A 16,278-nucleotide genomic window follows, 5' to 3' on the forward strand; every position below is an offset into this window, starting at 1 on the left:
GGCTCAGCCGGTCAGGTCGCGCATCCACTGCTCGAGCTCGTCGGCCTGGCGGGGGAGGCCGGCCGAGAGGTTGCGGTTGCCGTCGGCGGTGACCAGGATGTCGTCCTCGATCCGGACGCCGATGCCCCGGTACTCGGCGGGGACGGCCAGGTCGTCGGCCTGGAAGTACAGACCGGGTTCGACGGTGAGCACCATGCCGGGCTCCAGCACCGCGTCCACGTATGCCTCGGTCCGGGCCTGGGCGCAGTCGTGCACGTCCAGGCCGAGCATGTGGCCGGTGCCGTGCAGCGTCCAGCGGCGCTGGAGGCCCAGCTCCAGGACCTTGTCCACCGACAGGTCGAGCAGGCCCCACTCCACCAGCCGCTCGGCGAGCACCCGCTGCGCCGCGTCGTGGAAGTCCCGGTAGCGGGCGCCCGGCCGGACGGCCGCGATGCCGGCCTCCTGGGCGTCGTACACCGCGTCGTAGATCCGGCGCTGGAGGGCGTTGAAGGTGCCGTTGATCGGCAGGGTGCGGGTGACGTCGGCGGTGTAGAGGGTGCTGGTCTCCACCCCGGCGTCCAGCAGCAGCAGCTCGCCGGGCCGCACCCGGCCGTCGTTGCGCACCCAGTGCAGCGTGGTGGCGTGCGGCCCCGCCGCGCAGATGGAGCCGTAGCCGACGTCATTGCCCTCGACCCGGGCCCGGCGCCAGAACGTCCCCTCGATCCAGCGCTCGGAGGTGGCGACGGCCTGCGCCAACTCCCGTACCACGTCGGTGAAGCCGCGTACGGTGGCGTCGCAGGCGGCCGCCAGCTGGCCGACCTCCCAGTCGTCCTTGACCAGCCGCAGTTCGCTGAGGAACACCTTGAGCTCGTCGTCGCGCTGCTCGGCGGCGGTCGGCGTCTCCGGGTCGGCGCGCTGCTCGGTGCGGTCGGGCTCCAGCTCGGCGAGCGCGGCCTCCAGCGCGGCGTCATGGTGGCGCAGGATGCGGGTCGGGACGGGGGCGGCCTCGGCGGCGGCCCGGACCTCCTCGGCGACCCGGCGGACGTCATGGCAGGCCAGGCCGAGCAGCTGCTCGCCCTCCGCCAGGCTGTGCCGGCGGCCCACCCACAGCTCGCCCTGGCCGTCCAGCCAGAATTCGCCGTTCTCCCGGTCGGAGCGCGGCAGCAGATAGGCGGTGGCGTCATGGCCGCCGCCGGCGCGCGGCTCCAGCACCAGCACCGCGTCCTGGGTCTGGTCGCCGGTCAGGTGGACGTACTCGCTGGACGGCCGGAAGACGTAGTCGCAGTCGTTGGACCGGGTCTTGAGGTTGCCCGCCGGGACGATCAGCCGCTCGCCGGGGAAGCGCGCCGACAGCGCGGCCCGCCGCTCGGCGGCGTATCCGGCCTGCTCGATCGGCTGGAGGTCGCGCAGCTCGGTGTCGGCCCAGTCGCTCCGCATCAGCTCGCCGAGCTCGTCGGAGACCTCCGGGTAGAGGCCGTTCTTGCGTCCCTTGATCGGCTGCTCGCCCTCGTCGGGCAGGGCCGACTCGGGGTTCTCAGCCGCCGCCGGGGTGCGGTCCTGGGTCACGTGCGTCGCCTCCTCGCGTCGTCGACCGCCCGGCTGCGCACACCGGGTCTCGGAGGGGCGGGCGGGCGGCCCTCCCATGGTAGGCGCGGCATCCGATCGGCCGTTCGGGCGGTGGGCGGACGTACGGCCGTCCGGCGGCGGGCCGTCAGTCGAAGCGGGCCGCCAGCAGCACCAGATCGTCGCGGTCCCGCCCGTCGCCGCCGTCCGGCGCGGGGCAGCCCGCCAGCAACTGCGCGCAGAGCAGCTCCGGATCGGCCCGCACCTCGCGCGGGGCGTCCGCCGCCAGCGCCCGCAGCCGGGCCTGCCCGGCGTCCAGGCTGCCGCCGCAGCGCCGGGCCAGGCCCTCGGTGTACAGCACCAGCAGGTCCCCCGGCTCGGCGCGCAGCTCCACCCCGGGCGCCTCCCAGCAGCTCAGCATGCCGAGCGGCGCGGACAGCGAGGTCTCCACGAAGCTCGCCCCGCCGCCGCTGACCAGCAGCGGCGGGCAGTGCCCGGCCCCGGCCAGCGCGATCCGCCGCTCGGCGGGCTCCACATGGGCGTAGAGCGCGGTGGCGGAGCGGGCCGGCTCGGTGGTCTTCAGCAGCAGCTCCAGATCGCCCAGCACCGCCACCGGGTCCTCGCCCTCCAGCACCGCGTAGGCCCGCAGCGCGGCGCGCAGCCGGCCCATCGCGGTGGCCGCGCCGGTGCCGCCGCCGCAGACGCTGCCGACGGTGAGGGCGAGCGCGCCCTCCGGCAGCGCGACGGCGTCGTACCAGTCGCTGCCCGCCGAACGGTCCGGCGCGGCCGGGACGCAGCGGGCGGCCAGCCGCACCCCGGGCACCCGGGGCAGCCGGTCCGGCAGCAGCCCGCGCCGCAGCGCGTCGCGGTCGTGGCGCAGCCGCTGCGCCGTCAGTTCCCGGGCGACCAGCGGGGCGGCCAGCGCGCAGTAGCGGCGGGCCAGTCGGCAGCGGCGCTCGGCGGGTTCGGCCGGTTCGTCGTAGAACCAGACGGCGGCGCCGATCGGGCCGTCCTCGGCGGTGGCCAGCGGCAGCGCCAGCGACGCGCCGATGCCGAGCTGCGCGGCGACGGCCCGGTAGCGGGGGTCGAGGCCGGGGGCGGCGGCGAGGTCGGGGTGCAGCACCTGGCGGGGGCGGTCGGCGGCGGTGAGCAGCCCGGCGTAGGGGCCGCTGTCGCGGGGGACGGTCTCCAGGGCGCCCCGGCAGGAGCGGTCCAGGCCGAGGCCGACCGCGTCGCCGTGCGAGGAGTCGAGGACCAGCAGGCCGCGCCGGGCGCCGAGCAGCGCGGCGCCGCCGGCCAGCACGGTGTGCAGCAGGGCGTCCAGGCCCCGGCTGCCGACCAGCCGCTCGGTGTGCTCGTGCAGCCCGGCGTCGGCGCAGGGCCGGTCCCGGGCGGCGCCGGGCGCGGCGGGGATGGGTGCGGCGGTCACGGGTGCGGGGCCCGGCCGCCGGGGCGGGGCGGCCTCGGGGTCGGCGGTGGCGGGGTCGGGGTCGGCGGTGGCGGGGCCGGCGGTGGCGGGGCCGCCGCCCGGACCGGCGCCGGTGGGCGTGGGATGCGTACCGGTCATGCCGTCCGCCCTTCCGGAGGCCGCCCGGCGCTGCGGGCGCGGGGCCCGGGGCCGGGGGTGGTGGTGCCATGGGTGCCGCAGCGCGGGGCGGTGGGCTCCGACGCGGTGAAAAGAGTCACTTTGCACCCCGGTGTCATGCCATAAGGCAATTAATGACCCCACTTCTACACAGGCCGGTCGGGGCATGTCCAGAACTGCGGTGCTGCCGGATCGCTGGTGTCCCGGCTCCGAAAACTTGGCCGAAAAGCATGGGTTCGCATGATCACTCCGGTATGTGTGAATGGCTATGCATTGCTCCGCAAAATTCCAGCTCCCGGAGGGTCTTCGGCCGGCCGGGCCCCCGGCGGCCGATCGGCGGTGGCAATCGGCCGCTCCGGTCGCTCCGGTCGCGCCGGCCGATCGGGCGGCGTGGACCGCGCGACAGCGGAGAGGCGAAGCAGCGGGGGCCGGGCAGGCGCGATCGAGCGGACGGAGCGAGCGTGGCGGGACGGATGGGCACGGGCGTTCGGCGGCGGTGTCCGGCGGGGCGCGCCCGGTCCGACCCGGTACCACGCACAGGTGCGACCTGCGGACAACCGGGTATCAGTCATCCATACGGTGGAACCAGCGCACGGCGTGCGACGTCACTCCCGAAGCTGAGGGATTCTCGGCCGGGAGGTCATCGGCTGAGCGGATCGCGGCCGGGAGGGCCCACCCCTCCTGAGCCGTACCGCCCTTCGCATCCTCCGGAGGGCGTCCGCCGCAAGGAGAAATCCCGAAGCATCCCCCGGACGGCGGGCGGCAAAACCCCGACGGCGGTGCCGGTGTGCATTCGCCACCATTCGCCACCCCCCGCCACGTATCGAAGTCGGCGTCGGCCATGGTGCGCTTACGGTTGCGTGCTCTTGCGAAGTCGTCCCATTTGTCACTGTCCGATCCTCAACGGTCACGGGAAAGGAACGAGCGCACATGCGCGAGATCCTCGGAAGGCGACGGAGGAGCAGGTCGGCACTGCCGGCTGCGGCCCTGACGTGTGCGGAGCAGTGGAGATGGCCCGTGGTGCCGGGCGCGGGCGTGCAGCCGCGCCAGCTCCGCGACCGCTTCCCGGACCGGGCGGAGCGGGGTGACCGGGCGGCCCGCAGTTGCGTCTGCCCGCGCGCCGACTGTTCGGTCCCCGGGGCGCATCCCTACGACCCGCCGCTGCTCGCGGCCACCACCGATCCGCAGATGGTCCGCTGGTGGTGGTCCCAGCGGCCGGACGCCCCCATCGTCGTCGCCACCGGCGGCGCCGTCGCGGCGGTGAGCCTGCCGGCCGCCGCCGGCGCCCGGGTGCTGGACTACTTCGACGCGCTGCGGGTGCGCACCGGCCCGGTGGCGGCCTCGGCCACCCGCCATGTGCTGCTGGTCGCCCCGTACAGCTTCGACGAACTGGGCGAACTGCTGGTGCGGCAGGACTGGGTGCCGACCTCGCTGCGCTACCACGGGCCCGGCGGGTACGTGGTGCTGCCGCCGTCCCGCACCGGGAGCGGCCAGGTGCACTGGGAGCGGCCGCCGGTGCCGGGGCCGGGCGGCGTGCCGTGGCTGCCCAGGGTCGGGGACCTGCTGGAGGCGCTGGTCGCGGCGAGCACCGCGACACCGGACGGCAGCCGACTGGCGTACTGAGCGTGCGGCACGGCAGGGCAGGGCGGCGGGGAGTGGCGGCCGGTATGGACACGGCCGGAACGTAGAGCGCCCGGCCGCTGGCGACGGGGGATGCACCAGCGACCGGGCTGTTTAAACGGTAACAAGGATCGGGCGATCCGCAAATTCCCCCGGGGGCGTACGCCCGTTGAATTGCGGGCGCCCGGCTGAAATGTGACCAGAATCACTCCGACCCGGCTCCGACCCGCCGGATTTCCAGCCTATTTCGCCGTGACACCGGCCGCTCGCCGGGCCGCCCCCGGAGCGGCCGCCCGGCGGGCCGGGGTCAAGGGTCAGGTCAGGGTTCAGGGGTCAGGGATCAGCCCAGCGTGATCTGACGGTTCACCAGACCGGCCCGCGTCCGGCGCTGCTCCGGGGTGAGCGGCTCCGGGGCGGCCAGCACGGCGGCGAGCCGCTCCGCGAAGGCGGCGGCCGGCTTCTCGCAGTCCGCCGCCGACATCTCCAGCGGCAGGTCCCAGACCGGCACCGTCAGCCCGTGCGCCCGGAACGAGCCCACCAGCCTGGTCCCCTCACCGAGCGAGGCCTCACCGGCGGAGGCCAGTCGGGCCAGCGCGTCCAGCAGTTCCTCCTCGGGGTGGGTCATCACCCAGCGCAGGTGGTTCTTCTCCGGCGTCCCGCACCAGTACGCCGAGTCCAGCCCGTGCACCTGCTCGGTGGGGATGACCGCCGCGTTCGCCCGCTCCAGCGACGCCGCCACCTCACCGGTGGCCGCCTCCGAGTCCTCCAACCAGAACTCGAACCCGCTGTGCACGGTGGGCTCCAGCGGCGCCGACAGGTCCAGCAGGTCCTGGAGGCGCGGACCGCCCGGCGCCGGGCGGCGCGGCGGCACGGGGTTGCCGGGCTCGGTCGCCAGCGCCTGCTCCAGGGCGTCGGCCAGGTCCCGGCTGACATCGCCGGACGAGGACTGCGTCTGTAGCCCCAGCAGGATCGCGCCGTCCGCGCGGCGCAGCGCCGGCCAGGCCATCGGCAGCACGGTGGCCAGCGTCACCGACGGCACCTCGCCGTCGGCCGCCAGGCCCTGCCGCAGCGTCAGCGGCGCGGTGGCGGCGGGCACCAGCTCGCGCAGCGCCACCCAGTCGGCCTCGCCCGGCAGCCCCTCGAACGGACGCTGCACCAGCTGCTGCACGGCGTGCGCGGCCTCCCGGCCGTGGCACGCCTTGTACCGGCGGCCGGAGCCGCAGGGGCAGGGCTCGCGGGCGCCGACGACCGGGATCGACCCCGGGTCGGCCGCGGTCGCCTGCGGTGCGGCGGCGGGCTTGCGCTGGGATGCCTTGTCGGCGGCCTTCTTGGCCATGGTGCGGGTCTCCCCAATGCGGTGACGCTGTCGGCGATGCTTTCCGCCCGGAAGCGTAGCCGGGTGCCCGGGTCAAGGGGCCGCTCCGCCGCGCGTACGGCGCCGGTGGCGGCCGTCGCCGGGAGGTGAGCCGTCGCCGTGGGGTGAGGACGGGTCAGGCGATCCGGTCGGCCGGCTTGCGGTCGGCGGGGGAGAGCGGCGTCACGGTGGGGCCGCCGCGCCGGGCGTGCCGGGCCCGTACCGGCAGTACCGCCCAGACCGTCACCTCGCCGGGCGCGTCGTCGCGCACCCCCCAGTCGGCCGCCAGTCGGCCGACGATGCTCAGGCCCCGGCCGCCGCGCGCGGTGAGCGAGGGCCGGGCGCTGCGCGGCCTGGTCGGTGCGCCGCCGTCGACGACCTCCAGGGTCAGCAGCCCGTCGCTCTGCACCAGCCAGCGGACCAGCACCCCGCCGACATCCTCGGCGTCGTCGCCGCGCACCGGGACCGCCCCGGCCGGGTTGCCCTGCGCCGGGTTGCCCTGCGCCGAATTGTTCAGGACCGGGTTGTCCAGGGCCGAGTTGTCCAGAGCCGAACTGTCCAGGTCCAGCAGCGGGGCCAGCGGCCGCGCATGGCGGCAGGCGTTGCTGAGCAGTTCCGAGAGGATGAGCACCGCGTCGTCCACCACCGGGTCCGGCACCTCCCGGTCGCGCAGCTCCCGGCGCAGGCGGCGCCGCGCGGTGCTGACGCTGGCCGGCCCGTGCGGCAGGGCCATGGTCGACGAAGTCGGCACATCCTGCGCCATCACCAAGGACACCCCCGATACCTCCTTCGCCGCATGCCTGCGCATGCCGAATGGTGAATGCCCACCCGGAATGCGGCGGAAACAGGATGCGGGCGATCACCCCAAGTCGTAAGAAGACAGACATGGCGGTTTCCACGACAGGTCATCCGATGATTACGCATTGTCGTAGAAGAGGAATGCACCCATCCACCGCCCGGAACAGCGCCTAAACGCTCAGCGGCCGAGCTGGTCCAGCACCTCGCGCGGTCGATTGGTGATCACCGCGTCCACCCCGAGCCGCAGGCAGAGCTCCACGTCGGCCGGGTCGTCCACCGTCCACACATGCACCCGGTGGCCCGCCCGGTGCAGCCGGGCCACGAACCCCGGATTGGCCCGCACCAGGTCGATACCGGGCCCGGCGATCGACACCCCGGGCGGCAGCGAGCCGTCCCGGAAGCGCAGCGGCAGCCGCTCCATCAGGAAGACGGTGGGCAGGCTCGGCGCGGCCTGCCGCACCCGGCGCAGCGACAACTGCGAGAAGCTCATGATCCGCACCGGGGAACGCTCCCCGGCCCGCGCCGGATCGGTGCCCGCCAGCCCGAACCGGTGCAGCACCCGCAGCAGTTCGGCCTCCACCCGGCCCGCGTAACGGGTCGGGTGCTTGGTCTCGATGGCCAGCTCCACCCGCCGCCCGGCGTCCGCGACCAGTTCGAGCAGCCGCTCCAGGGTGAGCACCGCGGACCGCTCCGGATCGGCCACCGGCCCCGTACCGGTCGGCCCCGTACCGGCCGGTGCAGGGGCCCGGTCGGGCGCCTCCGGCTCCTCCGGCGGCAGCGCCTCGTCCTTCCAGGAGCCGAAGTCCAGCTCGGCCAGGTCGGCCAGCTCCAGGGTGGAGACCACCCCGCGCCCGTTGGAGGTGCGGTCCACCCGGCGGTCGTGCACGCAGACCAGATGGCCGTCGGCGGTCAGCCGCACATCGCACTCCAGCGCGTCCGCGCCCTCCTCGATCGCCCGGCGGTAGGCCGCCAGGGTGTGTTCGGGGACGGCGCCGGAGGAGCCCCGATGGGCCACCACCCGGACGGTCGAGCGGTTGGGTACGGCGAGCGGCACCGGCGGCGCCGCCGCGGCTGCCATGGCTGGGGCTGTCCTCACCCGTCCCAGCGTACGGGCGGCCGCGCCGCGCCCCGGCGAGGCCCGGTGGACGTCCGGGTGAACGTCCGGCGACGCCCGTACGACCGGGGGTTACGCCCGGCCCGCGTCCCGCCGGGTCAGCGGCGTCAGCGCCCAGGTGACCAGGGCGGGCACCAGGAAGGCGAAGAGCGAGGCGGAGGTCCACTCCTGCGGGGTGAAGTGCGCCCAGCCGTGGACGTGGTCCCAGAAGCCGGCCCACCAGCCGCCGATGTCGGACGGCGAGAGGAACTGGTACGTCGCGAAGCCCAGCAGCCACGGCAGCAGCATCAGCGGCCGGCCCGGGGCGGACTCGGACAGGTCCCAGCCGCCGCGCCGGCCGCGCCCCAGGTAGTAGTCGACCGCGAGCACGGCCAGCAGCGGCACGAAGACCGAGCCGATCAGCCCCAGGAAGCCGTAGTACCAGCTGCCGAACTCCTTCACCGGCACCGCCAGCGCCGTCACCAGCACGCCGATCCCGACGGTCAGCACCCGCCGGTCCACCCTGGGGAAGAGGTTGTGGACGGACATCGCGGTCGAGTAGACGTTGGCGAACGACTGGTCCACCTCGCGCAGCACCAGCACCGCGAAGAACGCCCACCCGGCGGTGACCCCGAGGAAGGTGTCGAAGATCCGCGAGCTGTCGCCGTGCGCCTGGAGCAGCGCCATCAGCCCGAGCACGAAGCACCACACCTGCGCCACGGTGTAGCCGGAGAAGGTCCCCCAGAAGGAGGCACCGGGCGTCCGCGAGTGCCGGGTGTAGTCGGCGGCCAGCGGTACGAAGGAGATCGACACCGCCAGGACGTAGTCGGTGGCGCCCAGGAAGCCGTGCCAGTTGCCCGCCCCCGGGTCCGGCACCCCCTGCCGGGCCAGCTGGACGGTGAAGTACACCATCGCGGCGCCCACCGCCACGGCCACGTACCGGCGCAGCAGCGCGATGGCGCCCAGCGGCCGGATGGTCAGCGCGGTGGTGACCGCGCCCGCCGCCACCACGTACAGCCAGTGCCAGCCCCGGCCGTGGGTCATCGCCTCGGCGCCCATGGCGATCACGGTGAGCTCGTACACGCCCCAGCCGACGCACTGCACGATGTTGAGCACCGTCGGCAGGTACGACAGCCGGGTGCCGAACAGGCCGCGCAGCACCGCCATGGCGGGGGCGCCGGTGCGGGCGCCGATCACCCCGGCGACGGCCAGCATCAGGGTGCCGACGGCGGTGCCGACCACGATCGCGGTCGCGGCGGCGGCGAAGGACAGCGTGCCGGTGCCGGTGCCCAGTACGGTCGCCGCGCTGCTGAAGCCGATCAGGCTGATGCCCATGTTGGCCCAGAAGGCCGCCTGGTCGCGGAAGCCCAGTGGGCGGGGCGGGGTGGTGTCCAGCACCAGCGGGGCCTCGCCGCCGGGGTGGTCCGGCCCGGGGGCGGGCAGGGTGGAGGTGGACATGCCCGAAGGCGAGGACGATGAAGCCGTCACGGCCGATGCTCCCTACGCCGGCATTACCCGGTCAGGTTCCGGCGGTCGGCACCCCCTCGGCCCTGTACGGCCGACCGGTGCCCTCTCAGCCTGGTCGAGGTCCAAGCTCCCGCGTGTCAGTTCGACACGCCATGCTAGGCGTACCGGGCCGCCAGGCCAAGGCCGGGGCCTGCGGAGATCAGCCCCGGCTAAGGAACCCACCATCCGCACGGGTGTGCTGCTTACGGCATTCAGACGGGCGATGGGAAATGCTGTGTCCCAAGGTCCTGTCATCCATGGAGGTCGTCCGTGAGCACCGAGCACGAGAGTGGGTTCACCGGGCCGCAGGGGGCGCAGCCCGCCGGCGGCCAGGACGCGGTGGGTCCGGCTCCCGACCGTACGGCGCAGCAGCCCGCCGTGCCGTCCGCCGGTGCGCCGCCCGTCGCCCCGGTGGGCGGGCCGTCCGCGGCCGTCCCTCCGCCGCCGGCCGCGTACCCGCCGCCGCCCGCCCCGGCCGACCCCGGCGCCACGGCACAGCAGCCGCTGTCCGCGTACCCGCCGCCGCAGACGCCGGCCATGCCGGGCGCGGCGCCGTACGGTGCCGGTCCCGCGGCCGCCGTTGAGACGGAGGCCGACCGCGCGGCCTGGCCGCCGCCCAGCACTCACCCGTTCGGCGCAGGCCACCCGGTCGGCGGCTGGGGCGGCGGTGCGGACCACCCGGTCGGCGCCACCGCCGAGGGCAAGCCGCGCCGCCGCCGCAACGGCGGGCTGATCGCGCTGGTCGCGGCGGTGGCCATCGCCGCCGGGGGCATCGGCGGCGGGATCGGCGCCCTGGTGTCGGGCAACTCCGACTCCGGCAGCGTCGGCAGCAGCACCACCATCTCCTCCACCGTCGACCAGGCCGCCCTGAACCGCGCCCCCACCAGCGTCGCGGGCATCGCCGCCAAGGCGCTGCCCAGCACCGTCACCATCAAGGCGGAGGGCTCCCAGGAGTCCGGCACCGGCACCGGCTTCGTGTACGACACCGAGGGCCACATCCTCACCAACAACCACGTGGTCGCCCCGGCGGCCAACGGCGGCAAGCTCACGGTCAAGTTCTCCGACGGCTCCAGCTACGCCGCCTCGGTGGTCGGCCGCGCCGAGGGCTACGACGTGGCGGTGATCAAGCTCGACAACCCGCCGAAGAACAAGCTCACCCCGCTGCCGCTGGGCGACTCCGCCAAGGTCGCGGTCGGTGACGCCACCATCGCCATCGGCGCCCCCTTCGGCCTGGAGGGCACGGTCACCACCGGCATCATCAGCGCCAAGGACCGCCCGGTGGCCTCCGGCGACTCCACCGGCGCCCAGGCGTCGTACATGAACGCGCTCCAGACCGACGCCTCCATCAACCCCGGCAACTCCGGCGGCCCGCTGCTCAACGCGGGCGGCCAGGTGATCGGCATCAACTCCGCGATCCAGTCCACCAGCCAGGGCGGCGGCAGCCCGTTCGGCCAGACCGAGCAGGCCGGCAGCATCGGCCTCGGCTTCGCCATCCCGATCAACCAGGCCAAGTGGGTCGCCGACACCCTGATCAAGACCGGCCGCCCGGTCTACGCCATCCTCGGCGTGCTGCGCAACGACGACTACAACGGCGACGGCGCCCAGATCATGCCGTCCGACGTCCAGGGCACCCCCGCCATCACCCCCGGCGGCCCCGCCGACAAGGCCGGCCTCAAGCCCGGCGACGTCGTCACCAAGCTGGACGGCGTGCCGATCGACAGCGGCCCGACCCTGGTCAGCGAGATCTGGACCCACCGCCCCGGCGACAAGGTCTCCCTCACCTACACCCGCAGCGGCGAGACCCACACCACCACCGTCACCCTCGGCGAGCGCACCGGCGACAGCCAGTAGCTCACCCCCCACCCCGCCCCACCCGCTAGGCTGACCTCCGCCAGGAGGGCTGCCCGAGCGGCCTAAGGGAACAGTCTTGAAAACTGTCGTGCCGGGAAACCGTCACCGTGGGTTCGAATCCCACGCCCTCCGCAGCTAGCGATCCACAGCCGAGAGCCGGTGGCCCCACCCGGGGCCCCGGCTCTCGCCGCTCTCCAGTCCAGCCTGCCTCGGCCGTGATCTCGTCGCTGACCAGCGCGAGGGTTCCTGCCGGGGGTCGCCGCCGGCGCGGGAGGGTTAGCGGGCTGCCGACCGGAAGACCACGGTTGTGGCCACGAGCGTGACAGCCGCTGCGGCTACGGCAGCCGCGCATCCCTTGGTGCCCTGCTGGTTCGTGCCACCGACCCAGTGGCCCGACACCCACCGTCCGGACCTGGTCCGATGTCCCTTACGCCAGTGCTTCCTGGCCATCACGCCTCCCCACTCGACAAGAGCCTGCCAAGCAGCGTGCTGGGCGTGGCCGGCGGGAGGTAGGGCGCACACCGGGCGCCCAGAAGCGGGCACGGCCAAGAGGTGGGGCGGAGGAAGCGCTGCCACGGAAGACGCGCCCGTTCGGTGCAGGGCTGGGCTGGCCGCTTCCTCGCCTCGGTGTGGTCAGCCGTGCTCGATGGCCACTGCGGCGAACAGAAAAGTTGCTGCGGTGAGAAGGACCAGGTGAAAGGCGTCGGCGGTCCACAGCCGCAGCCACATCAACCCGCCGCCCATCTTGGCTGCCAACTCCCGGGGCTGGTCGGGTGGCTCAGGGGGAGGGGAGGGGGTTGGTGGGGGTGGTGAGCCAGGGGTGTTGGGTGCCGTCGGGGTGGATGGTGAGGCCGAATTGGGTGAGTTCTGGTTGGCCCTGGGTCTGCCACCAGGAGAGTGCTCGTTCGACTTCGTCCCAGAGCCTGCGCGGACCTGACTGGTAGACCGTGGCCGAGGGCGCGCCCTGCCGGAAGACGGCGTTCGCCCAGGAGCGGCCAGAGAGGTCGAAGAACCACGCCTGGGTGGTGGCGGCGTCGGTCTGGTTGGTGACGTGGGCGCAGTTCGGGACGCACAGGCCGGCGATGAAGCGGGCTGTTCCGTATCGGCCGCCCAGGTCGTCGGGTCCCAGCCGTGTCGTGGACCGGTGGGCGTCGCCGGGGTAGGCGGGGACGTGGTGGCGGAAGCGGTTCCAGTCCAGCCGCTGGCCTCGCAGCTTCATGAACTCGACCGGTCGCAGGAACGGGCCGCTCGCGCTGCCGTCCGCGTTCACGGTCAGCTTGACCAGGACGTCCCCGTTGCTGTCGTAGTCCGTGCCCCAGGGCGCGAGGATCACGCCGTCCGGGCGGGTCTGCCGCAGCCAGGTCACGGGGATTCTCCGGACGCCCGCCGTGACGATGACGCGATCGTAAGGAGCGCCGCGCTGCCAGCCGAACTCGCCGTTGGCCCGGACGATCTCGGGGTGGAGTCCGACCCGGGCCAGGGCCGTTCGGGCCTCTGCCGCGACGTGGGCGTCGACTTCGACGCTGACCACGTTTTCGCTGCCCAGTCGATGGGAGAGCAGTCCCGCCGTCCAGCCCGGACCGGTGCCGATCTCCAGCGCCCTCATGCCTGGTCGGACGTCCAGGTCGCGGAGCATGGAAGCGACGACGGACGGCATGCTCGCGGAACTCGTCGGTACGGCGCCGGGGACGTTCCCTTCGTGCTTGCCGTCGTCCCACTGGGTGACCAGGGGTACGTTGGCGAATGTCTGGCGTAGCCATTCGTCAGGATCATCCGCTTTGTCCACAGCGACGCTCTGGCCAGTGGCCATGTCGAAGGCCCATACCAGGGCCGGCAGGAGGAGTGCGCGCGGCACGGCCTTGAAGCAGTCGACCCAGTCGGGTGTCAGCGAGCCGATGTCGAGGAGGAACCGCGTCAGCTCGTCGCCGGCGCGGTCCCGCTGCTCCATTGAGCGGTCGATCACTTGCGGTGTCCTCCGTTGCCGGGGGGCGACTCCCCGTCCGGCGGTGGCGGTGGCGGTGGCGGGGGCGGCGGCGTCCAGGGCTGACCGGGGAGGTTATCCCCGTCGCCCTCGTTCTCCAGGACCTGACCAACGTCCACGTCGGCCCCTCCAATCGGTGTAGTACTACCCCCGGCCAGCAGCGCGCCTGGCGGGGCTTGCACGCCCGTGTCCGCAGAAGGCTGGTGAACAGCCCGAGCGGGGGCTCGGACACCACGATGCCGCCTGTGAGGTCGATCCAGTTTCACAGTTTGTGAAACGGCAAGTGCAGAGAGTCAGACTCCGGTGCGGGTGATCCAGACGGAAAGAGCGTCGCTGTGCCGGTGGCTGGTGCGGGCCAGCGCGGTGACCGTCTCGCGCACCAGGGGATGTCGGCTCGCCTGCTGAGGCGCTGCGGCATAAGCCTGGTCGAGGTGGTAGAGCGCGGTTTCCGGCCTGGCCAGCCACCGGTACGAGCGGGCAAGGTCGATGTGGTGGTGGCCGATGCGGGTGGGCGCCCAGTCTGACGGGAAGCGGACGCTCTTCGAAGCGGCGACCGCCTGGGCGTGTTCTCCGACCTCCACCAGCGTCATGACTCGGTGGACGGACACGTTGGTCGGGCCGAAGTGGACGCTGAAATCGTTCTGCTCGCCGGTCCGTGCCGCGATCCTTGCGGCTTCGTTCAAGTGGTGTTCCATCAGCGCCTTGTCCCCCGCGCGGGCCGCCACGACGGCAGAGCCCAGGTGCAGTTGGCCTCGGGCGACCAGCGCGCCGGGGGTGTTCGGGTCGGTGCCTTCCAGGAAGTACCGGCCTGAGTCCTGCAACCGTTGGCACGCCTCCAGATCCCCGGTGCGCAGGTAAGCGGTGACCCGCAGATACTCCCGCGCCGCGCGCAGGCCGGGGGCGCGGTCCCCGGCCCGTTGCGCTGCCCAGTCCATCCGGTTCAGGGCGGTGGTGGAGAGGCCGTTGAGCCCGATGGCGATCCCCACCGAGTGGCCGCACCGGTACGCCTCGGAGAGCAGCCCCCATGCCTGCTGTTGGTCGTGGCCGTTGAAGGTGTGCGCGGCGGCGTGCAACTCGGTCAGCAAACCGGGCAGTGCTCCGGCCATCGGCTTGTACTGGGCGGCCTGGGCGAGGGCGTTGATGTGCGCCACGGCCACGCGCAGCTGAGGCAGGGGACGGGGCGTGACGTCCTCTTGGGGCGCGAGGTCGTAGAGGTCGAGCGTGGCGCGGATGGGCGCCATCAGCGGCATGAGCGGGTCCGTGGTGGCGTCTCTGTGAGGCTGCGGTTCGAGGAGGTCGACGGTGACTCCGAGAGCCCGCGCGACCGCTGCTACCAGCGCCGGTGAAGCCGGTCGGTGGCCCGAAGTCACCTTCGTCAGCAGGGAATAGGACACGCCCGCTCTGGCGGCGAGGGCACGGAGGGTCACTCCGCCGTTTCGCGCGTACGCTGCGATCCGCTCGCCCGTGCTGATGTGCTGGTGGCCGTCGCTCATGGCGTCCTCAACGTCCTCGACCCGTGTACAGGGCAACGTACCGTCGCGGGGCGGCGATCGTCCGAGAACTCGGCGAAGCCCGCTACGCGTCGAAGTCGTACTCCAGGACGTAGGCTGCCGCGTCCATGGTCATCTCGTTGAGCTCGACGGCGGTGCCGTTCTCGGTGTAGGCGGTGCGGCAGAGGATGATGACCGGCGTCCCGGCGGCGAGGAGGAGGCGGCCGGCTTCGGCCGGGGTGGGCATCCGGCAGCGGATCTCTTCGCGGAAGTGCACCGGCTTGTGGCCCAGTTCGGCCAGGCGGGCGTAGGTGCCGCCGGGGCCGGTGTCCTCCTGGGTGATGGCGGAACCGGCGACCAGGTCGGCCGGGAGGTGGGACGTGGCGAGCAGTACCGGCTTGCCGTCCAGTACGAAGCGGCGGCTGCGTACGCAGGTCGCGGCGCCCGGGTCGAGGCCCAGGGCCCGCGCGATGTGCTCGGGTGCGGGGTGCTCGGTGACGGTGAGCTGGTCCACGACCAGGTCGCGGCTCTCGACTTCGGCGGACCAGATGGACCGCCCGGCGCCCCACCGTTCGCGGGACAGCCGCTGGATGCCCTGACGCCTGAGCGGACGGAAGTCGCCACGCTGGTACGGGAGCTGGGTGCCGTGGTCTGACATCGCTCCGCGCCTCCTCCTCGGCTGGGATCAGTCGAGTGCGTAGTCGGCGGAGAGTTCGCGGCCGGGGCCGAGGAAGTCGACGGCGTGTTCGGTGACGTTGCCGTACTGGTCCCAGTAGCGGTTGGTCATGGTCAGGGCGGGAGTGCCCGGGGCGACGCCGAGCAGCGGTGCCACGTCGTCGGGGACGGGTGCGACGGCGACGAGGTCCCGCCTCCTGGCGGCGCGTCGTCCTGTCCGGTCCTCGATCAGGCCGAAGGTCATCTTCGGCAGCGGCTCGGCCGCCAGCAGTTCGGGCGCCACCTCGGCCAGCTCACCCGGCAGCCAGGACGTGGACACGGCGACGACTCCCTGGTCGTCGAGGTACACGCGCCGCCGCCGGACCGCCGAGTCGCCGGGGTCGATCCCGAGGGCGTCCGCGATGTCGTCCGGAGCCGACGTCAGTTCGGCGGCCAGGATCTCGGTGCGCTCGCCTGGACGGAAGCCGCTGCCGGTGGCGCGGAGCATCTGGAGCCGTTCGGGCCCGGTGGTCAGCACCGGCGGGACCTTGGCGATGGTGCCCACGCCGGGGATCGACTCGGCGTAGCCCTCGGCGCGCAGTACGGAGGCGACCCGGGTGGCCGTGGCGGTGGTGACGCCCTCGGTCCGCATGATCTCGCGTACGGACGGGATGCGCTCACCAGGCCGGATGTCGCCGCTGTCGATGCGGGCCCTGATCTGGGCGGCGATCCGCCGGTACGGAGGAAGTGCCTGCGGGTTGCCGGTCATGTCTGCTCCTGTTCTAGAGCGCTCTGAAGCGGTTG

Annotated in this window: 12 protein-coding genes, 1 tRNA gene, 1 pseudogene and 1 riboswitch; of the genes and pseudogenes, 3 read left to right on the forward strand and 11 right to left on the reverse strand. The window is 73.5% G+C overall.

Annotated features, from left to right (window positions below; all coding sequences use genetic code 11):
- Positions 1-3: 3 nt before the first annotated feature.
- Both ACIQGZ_RS01955 and ACIQGZ_RS01960 read right to left on the reverse strand, forming a co-directional pair.
- Positions 4-1,545: an aminopeptidase P family protein gene (locus ACIQGZ_RS01955; protein WP_402598717.1), complete on the reverse strand. Its 1,542-nt coding sequence runs from the start codon at positions 1,543-1,545 to the stop codon at positions 4-6.
- Between the two features lie 145 nt (positions 1,546-1,690).
- Positions 1,691-3,109: a PP2C family protein-serine/threonine phosphatase gene (locus ACIQGZ_RS01960; protein ID WP_402598718.1), complete on the reverse strand. Its 1,419-nt coding sequence runs from the start codon at positions 3,107-3,109 to the stop codon at positions 1,691-1,693.
- 948 nt (positions 3,110-4,057) lie between these two features.
- Here ACIQGZ_RS01960 and ACIQGZ_RS01965 point away from each other — a divergent pair.
- A complete protein-coding gene (locus ACIQGZ_RS01965; protein WP_402598719.1) occupies positions 4,058-4,750 on the forward strand; it encodes a bifunctional DNA primase/polymerase in 693 nt (230 codons plus the stop codon).
- Positions 4,751-5,087: 337 nt separating this feature from the next.
- Here ACIQGZ_RS01965 and ACIQGZ_RS01970 read toward each other — a convergent pair whose 3' ends face one another.
- From ACIQGZ_RS01970 to ACIQGZ_RS01985, 4 genes are all read right to left on the reverse strand, one after another.
- Positions 5,088-6,083: a DUF5926 family protein gene (locus tag ACIQGZ_RS01970; RefSeq protein WP_402598720.1), complete on the reverse strand. Its 996-nt coding sequence runs from the start codon at positions 6,081-6,083 to the stop codon at positions 5,088-5,090.
- Positions 6,084-6,237: 154 nt separating this feature from the next.
- Positions 6,238-6,876 carry an ATP-binding protein gene (locus ACIQGZ_RS01975; RefSeq protein WP_402598721.1) on the reverse strand — a complete coding sequence of 213 codons (639 nt, stop codon included), beginning with the start codon at positions 6,874-6,876 and terminating at the stop codon, positions 6,238-6,240.
- 201 nt (positions 6,877-7,077) lie between these two features.
- Positions 7,078-7,977 (reverse strand): glycerophosphodiester phosphodiesterase, encoded by a 900-nt coding sequence (locus ACIQGZ_RS01980; protein ID WP_402598722.1) that lies wholly within the window; start codon positions 7,975-7,977, stop codon positions 7,078-7,080.
- Between the two features lie 108 nt (positions 7,978-8,085).
- A complete protein-coding gene (locus ACIQGZ_RS01985) occupies positions 8,086-9,450 on the reverse strand; it encodes a purine-cytosine permease family protein (RefSeq protein WP_402598723.1) in 1,365 nt (454 codons plus the stop codon).
- A gap of 22 nt (positions 9,451-9,472) precedes the next feature.
- A riboswitch (TPP riboswitch) is annotated at positions 9,473-9,603 on the reverse strand.
- A 165-nt stretch (positions 9,604-9,768) separates the two neighbouring features.
- Between ACIQGZ_RS01985 and ACIQGZ_RS01990 the strand changes: the two genes are divergently transcribed.
- On the forward strand, positions 9,769-11,349 hold the full coding sequence (locus tag ACIQGZ_RS01990; RefSeq protein WP_402598724.1) for a S1C family serine protease: 1,581 nt from the start codon (positions 9,769-9,771) through the stop codon (positions 11,347-11,349).
- 43 nt (positions 11,350-11,392) lie between these two features.
- Positions 11,393-11,481: transfer RNA gene (locus ACIQGZ_RS01995), tRNA-Ser, on the forward strand.
- Between the two features lie 501 nt (positions 11,482-11,982).
- Here ACIQGZ_RS01995 and ACIQGZ_RS02000 read toward each other — a convergent pair.
- The 5 genes and pseudogenes from ACIQGZ_RS02000 to ACIQGZ_RS02020 form a co-directional block, all read right to left on the reverse strand.
- Positions 11,983-12,105 carry a hypothetical protein gene (locus tag ACIQGZ_RS02000; protein WP_402598725.1) on the reverse strand — a complete coding sequence of 41 codons (123 nt, stop codon included), beginning with the start codon at positions 12,103-12,105 and terminating at the stop codon, positions 11,983-11,985.
- Between the two features lie 22 nt (positions 12,106-12,127).
- Complete coding sequence (locus ACIQGZ_RS02005; RefSeq protein WP_402598727.1) at positions 12,128-13,312, reverse strand: protein-L-isoaspartate(D-aspartate) O-methyltransferase; 1,185 nt, start codon at positions 13,310-13,312, stop codon at positions 12,128-12,130.
- A gap of 311 nt (positions 13,313-13,623) precedes the next feature.
- On the reverse strand, positions 13,624-14,823 hold the full coding sequence (locus tag ACIQGZ_RS02010) for a helix-turn-helix domain-containing protein (protein WP_402598728.1): 1,200 nt from the start codon (positions 14,821-14,823) through the stop codon (positions 13,624-13,626).
- Positions 14,824-14,905: 82 nt separating this feature from the next.
- Positions 14,906-15,436: pseudogene (locus ACIQGZ_RS02015) on the reverse strand (GntR family transcriptional regulator); the annotation flags it as partial.
- 69 nt (positions 15,437-15,505) lie between these two features.
- Complete coding sequence (locus ACIQGZ_RS02020; protein WP_402598729.1) at positions 15,506-16,243, reverse strand: GntR family transcriptional regulator; 738 nt, start codon at positions 16,241-16,243, stop codon at positions 15,506-15,508.
- Positions 16,244-16,278 lie beyond the last annotated feature (35 nt).

Origin of the sequence: Streptomyces sp. NPDC092296, from assembly GCF_044755465.1 — a bacterium.
GTDB lineage: Bacteria > Actinomycetota > Actinomycetes > Streptomycetales > Streptomycetaceae > Peterkaempfera.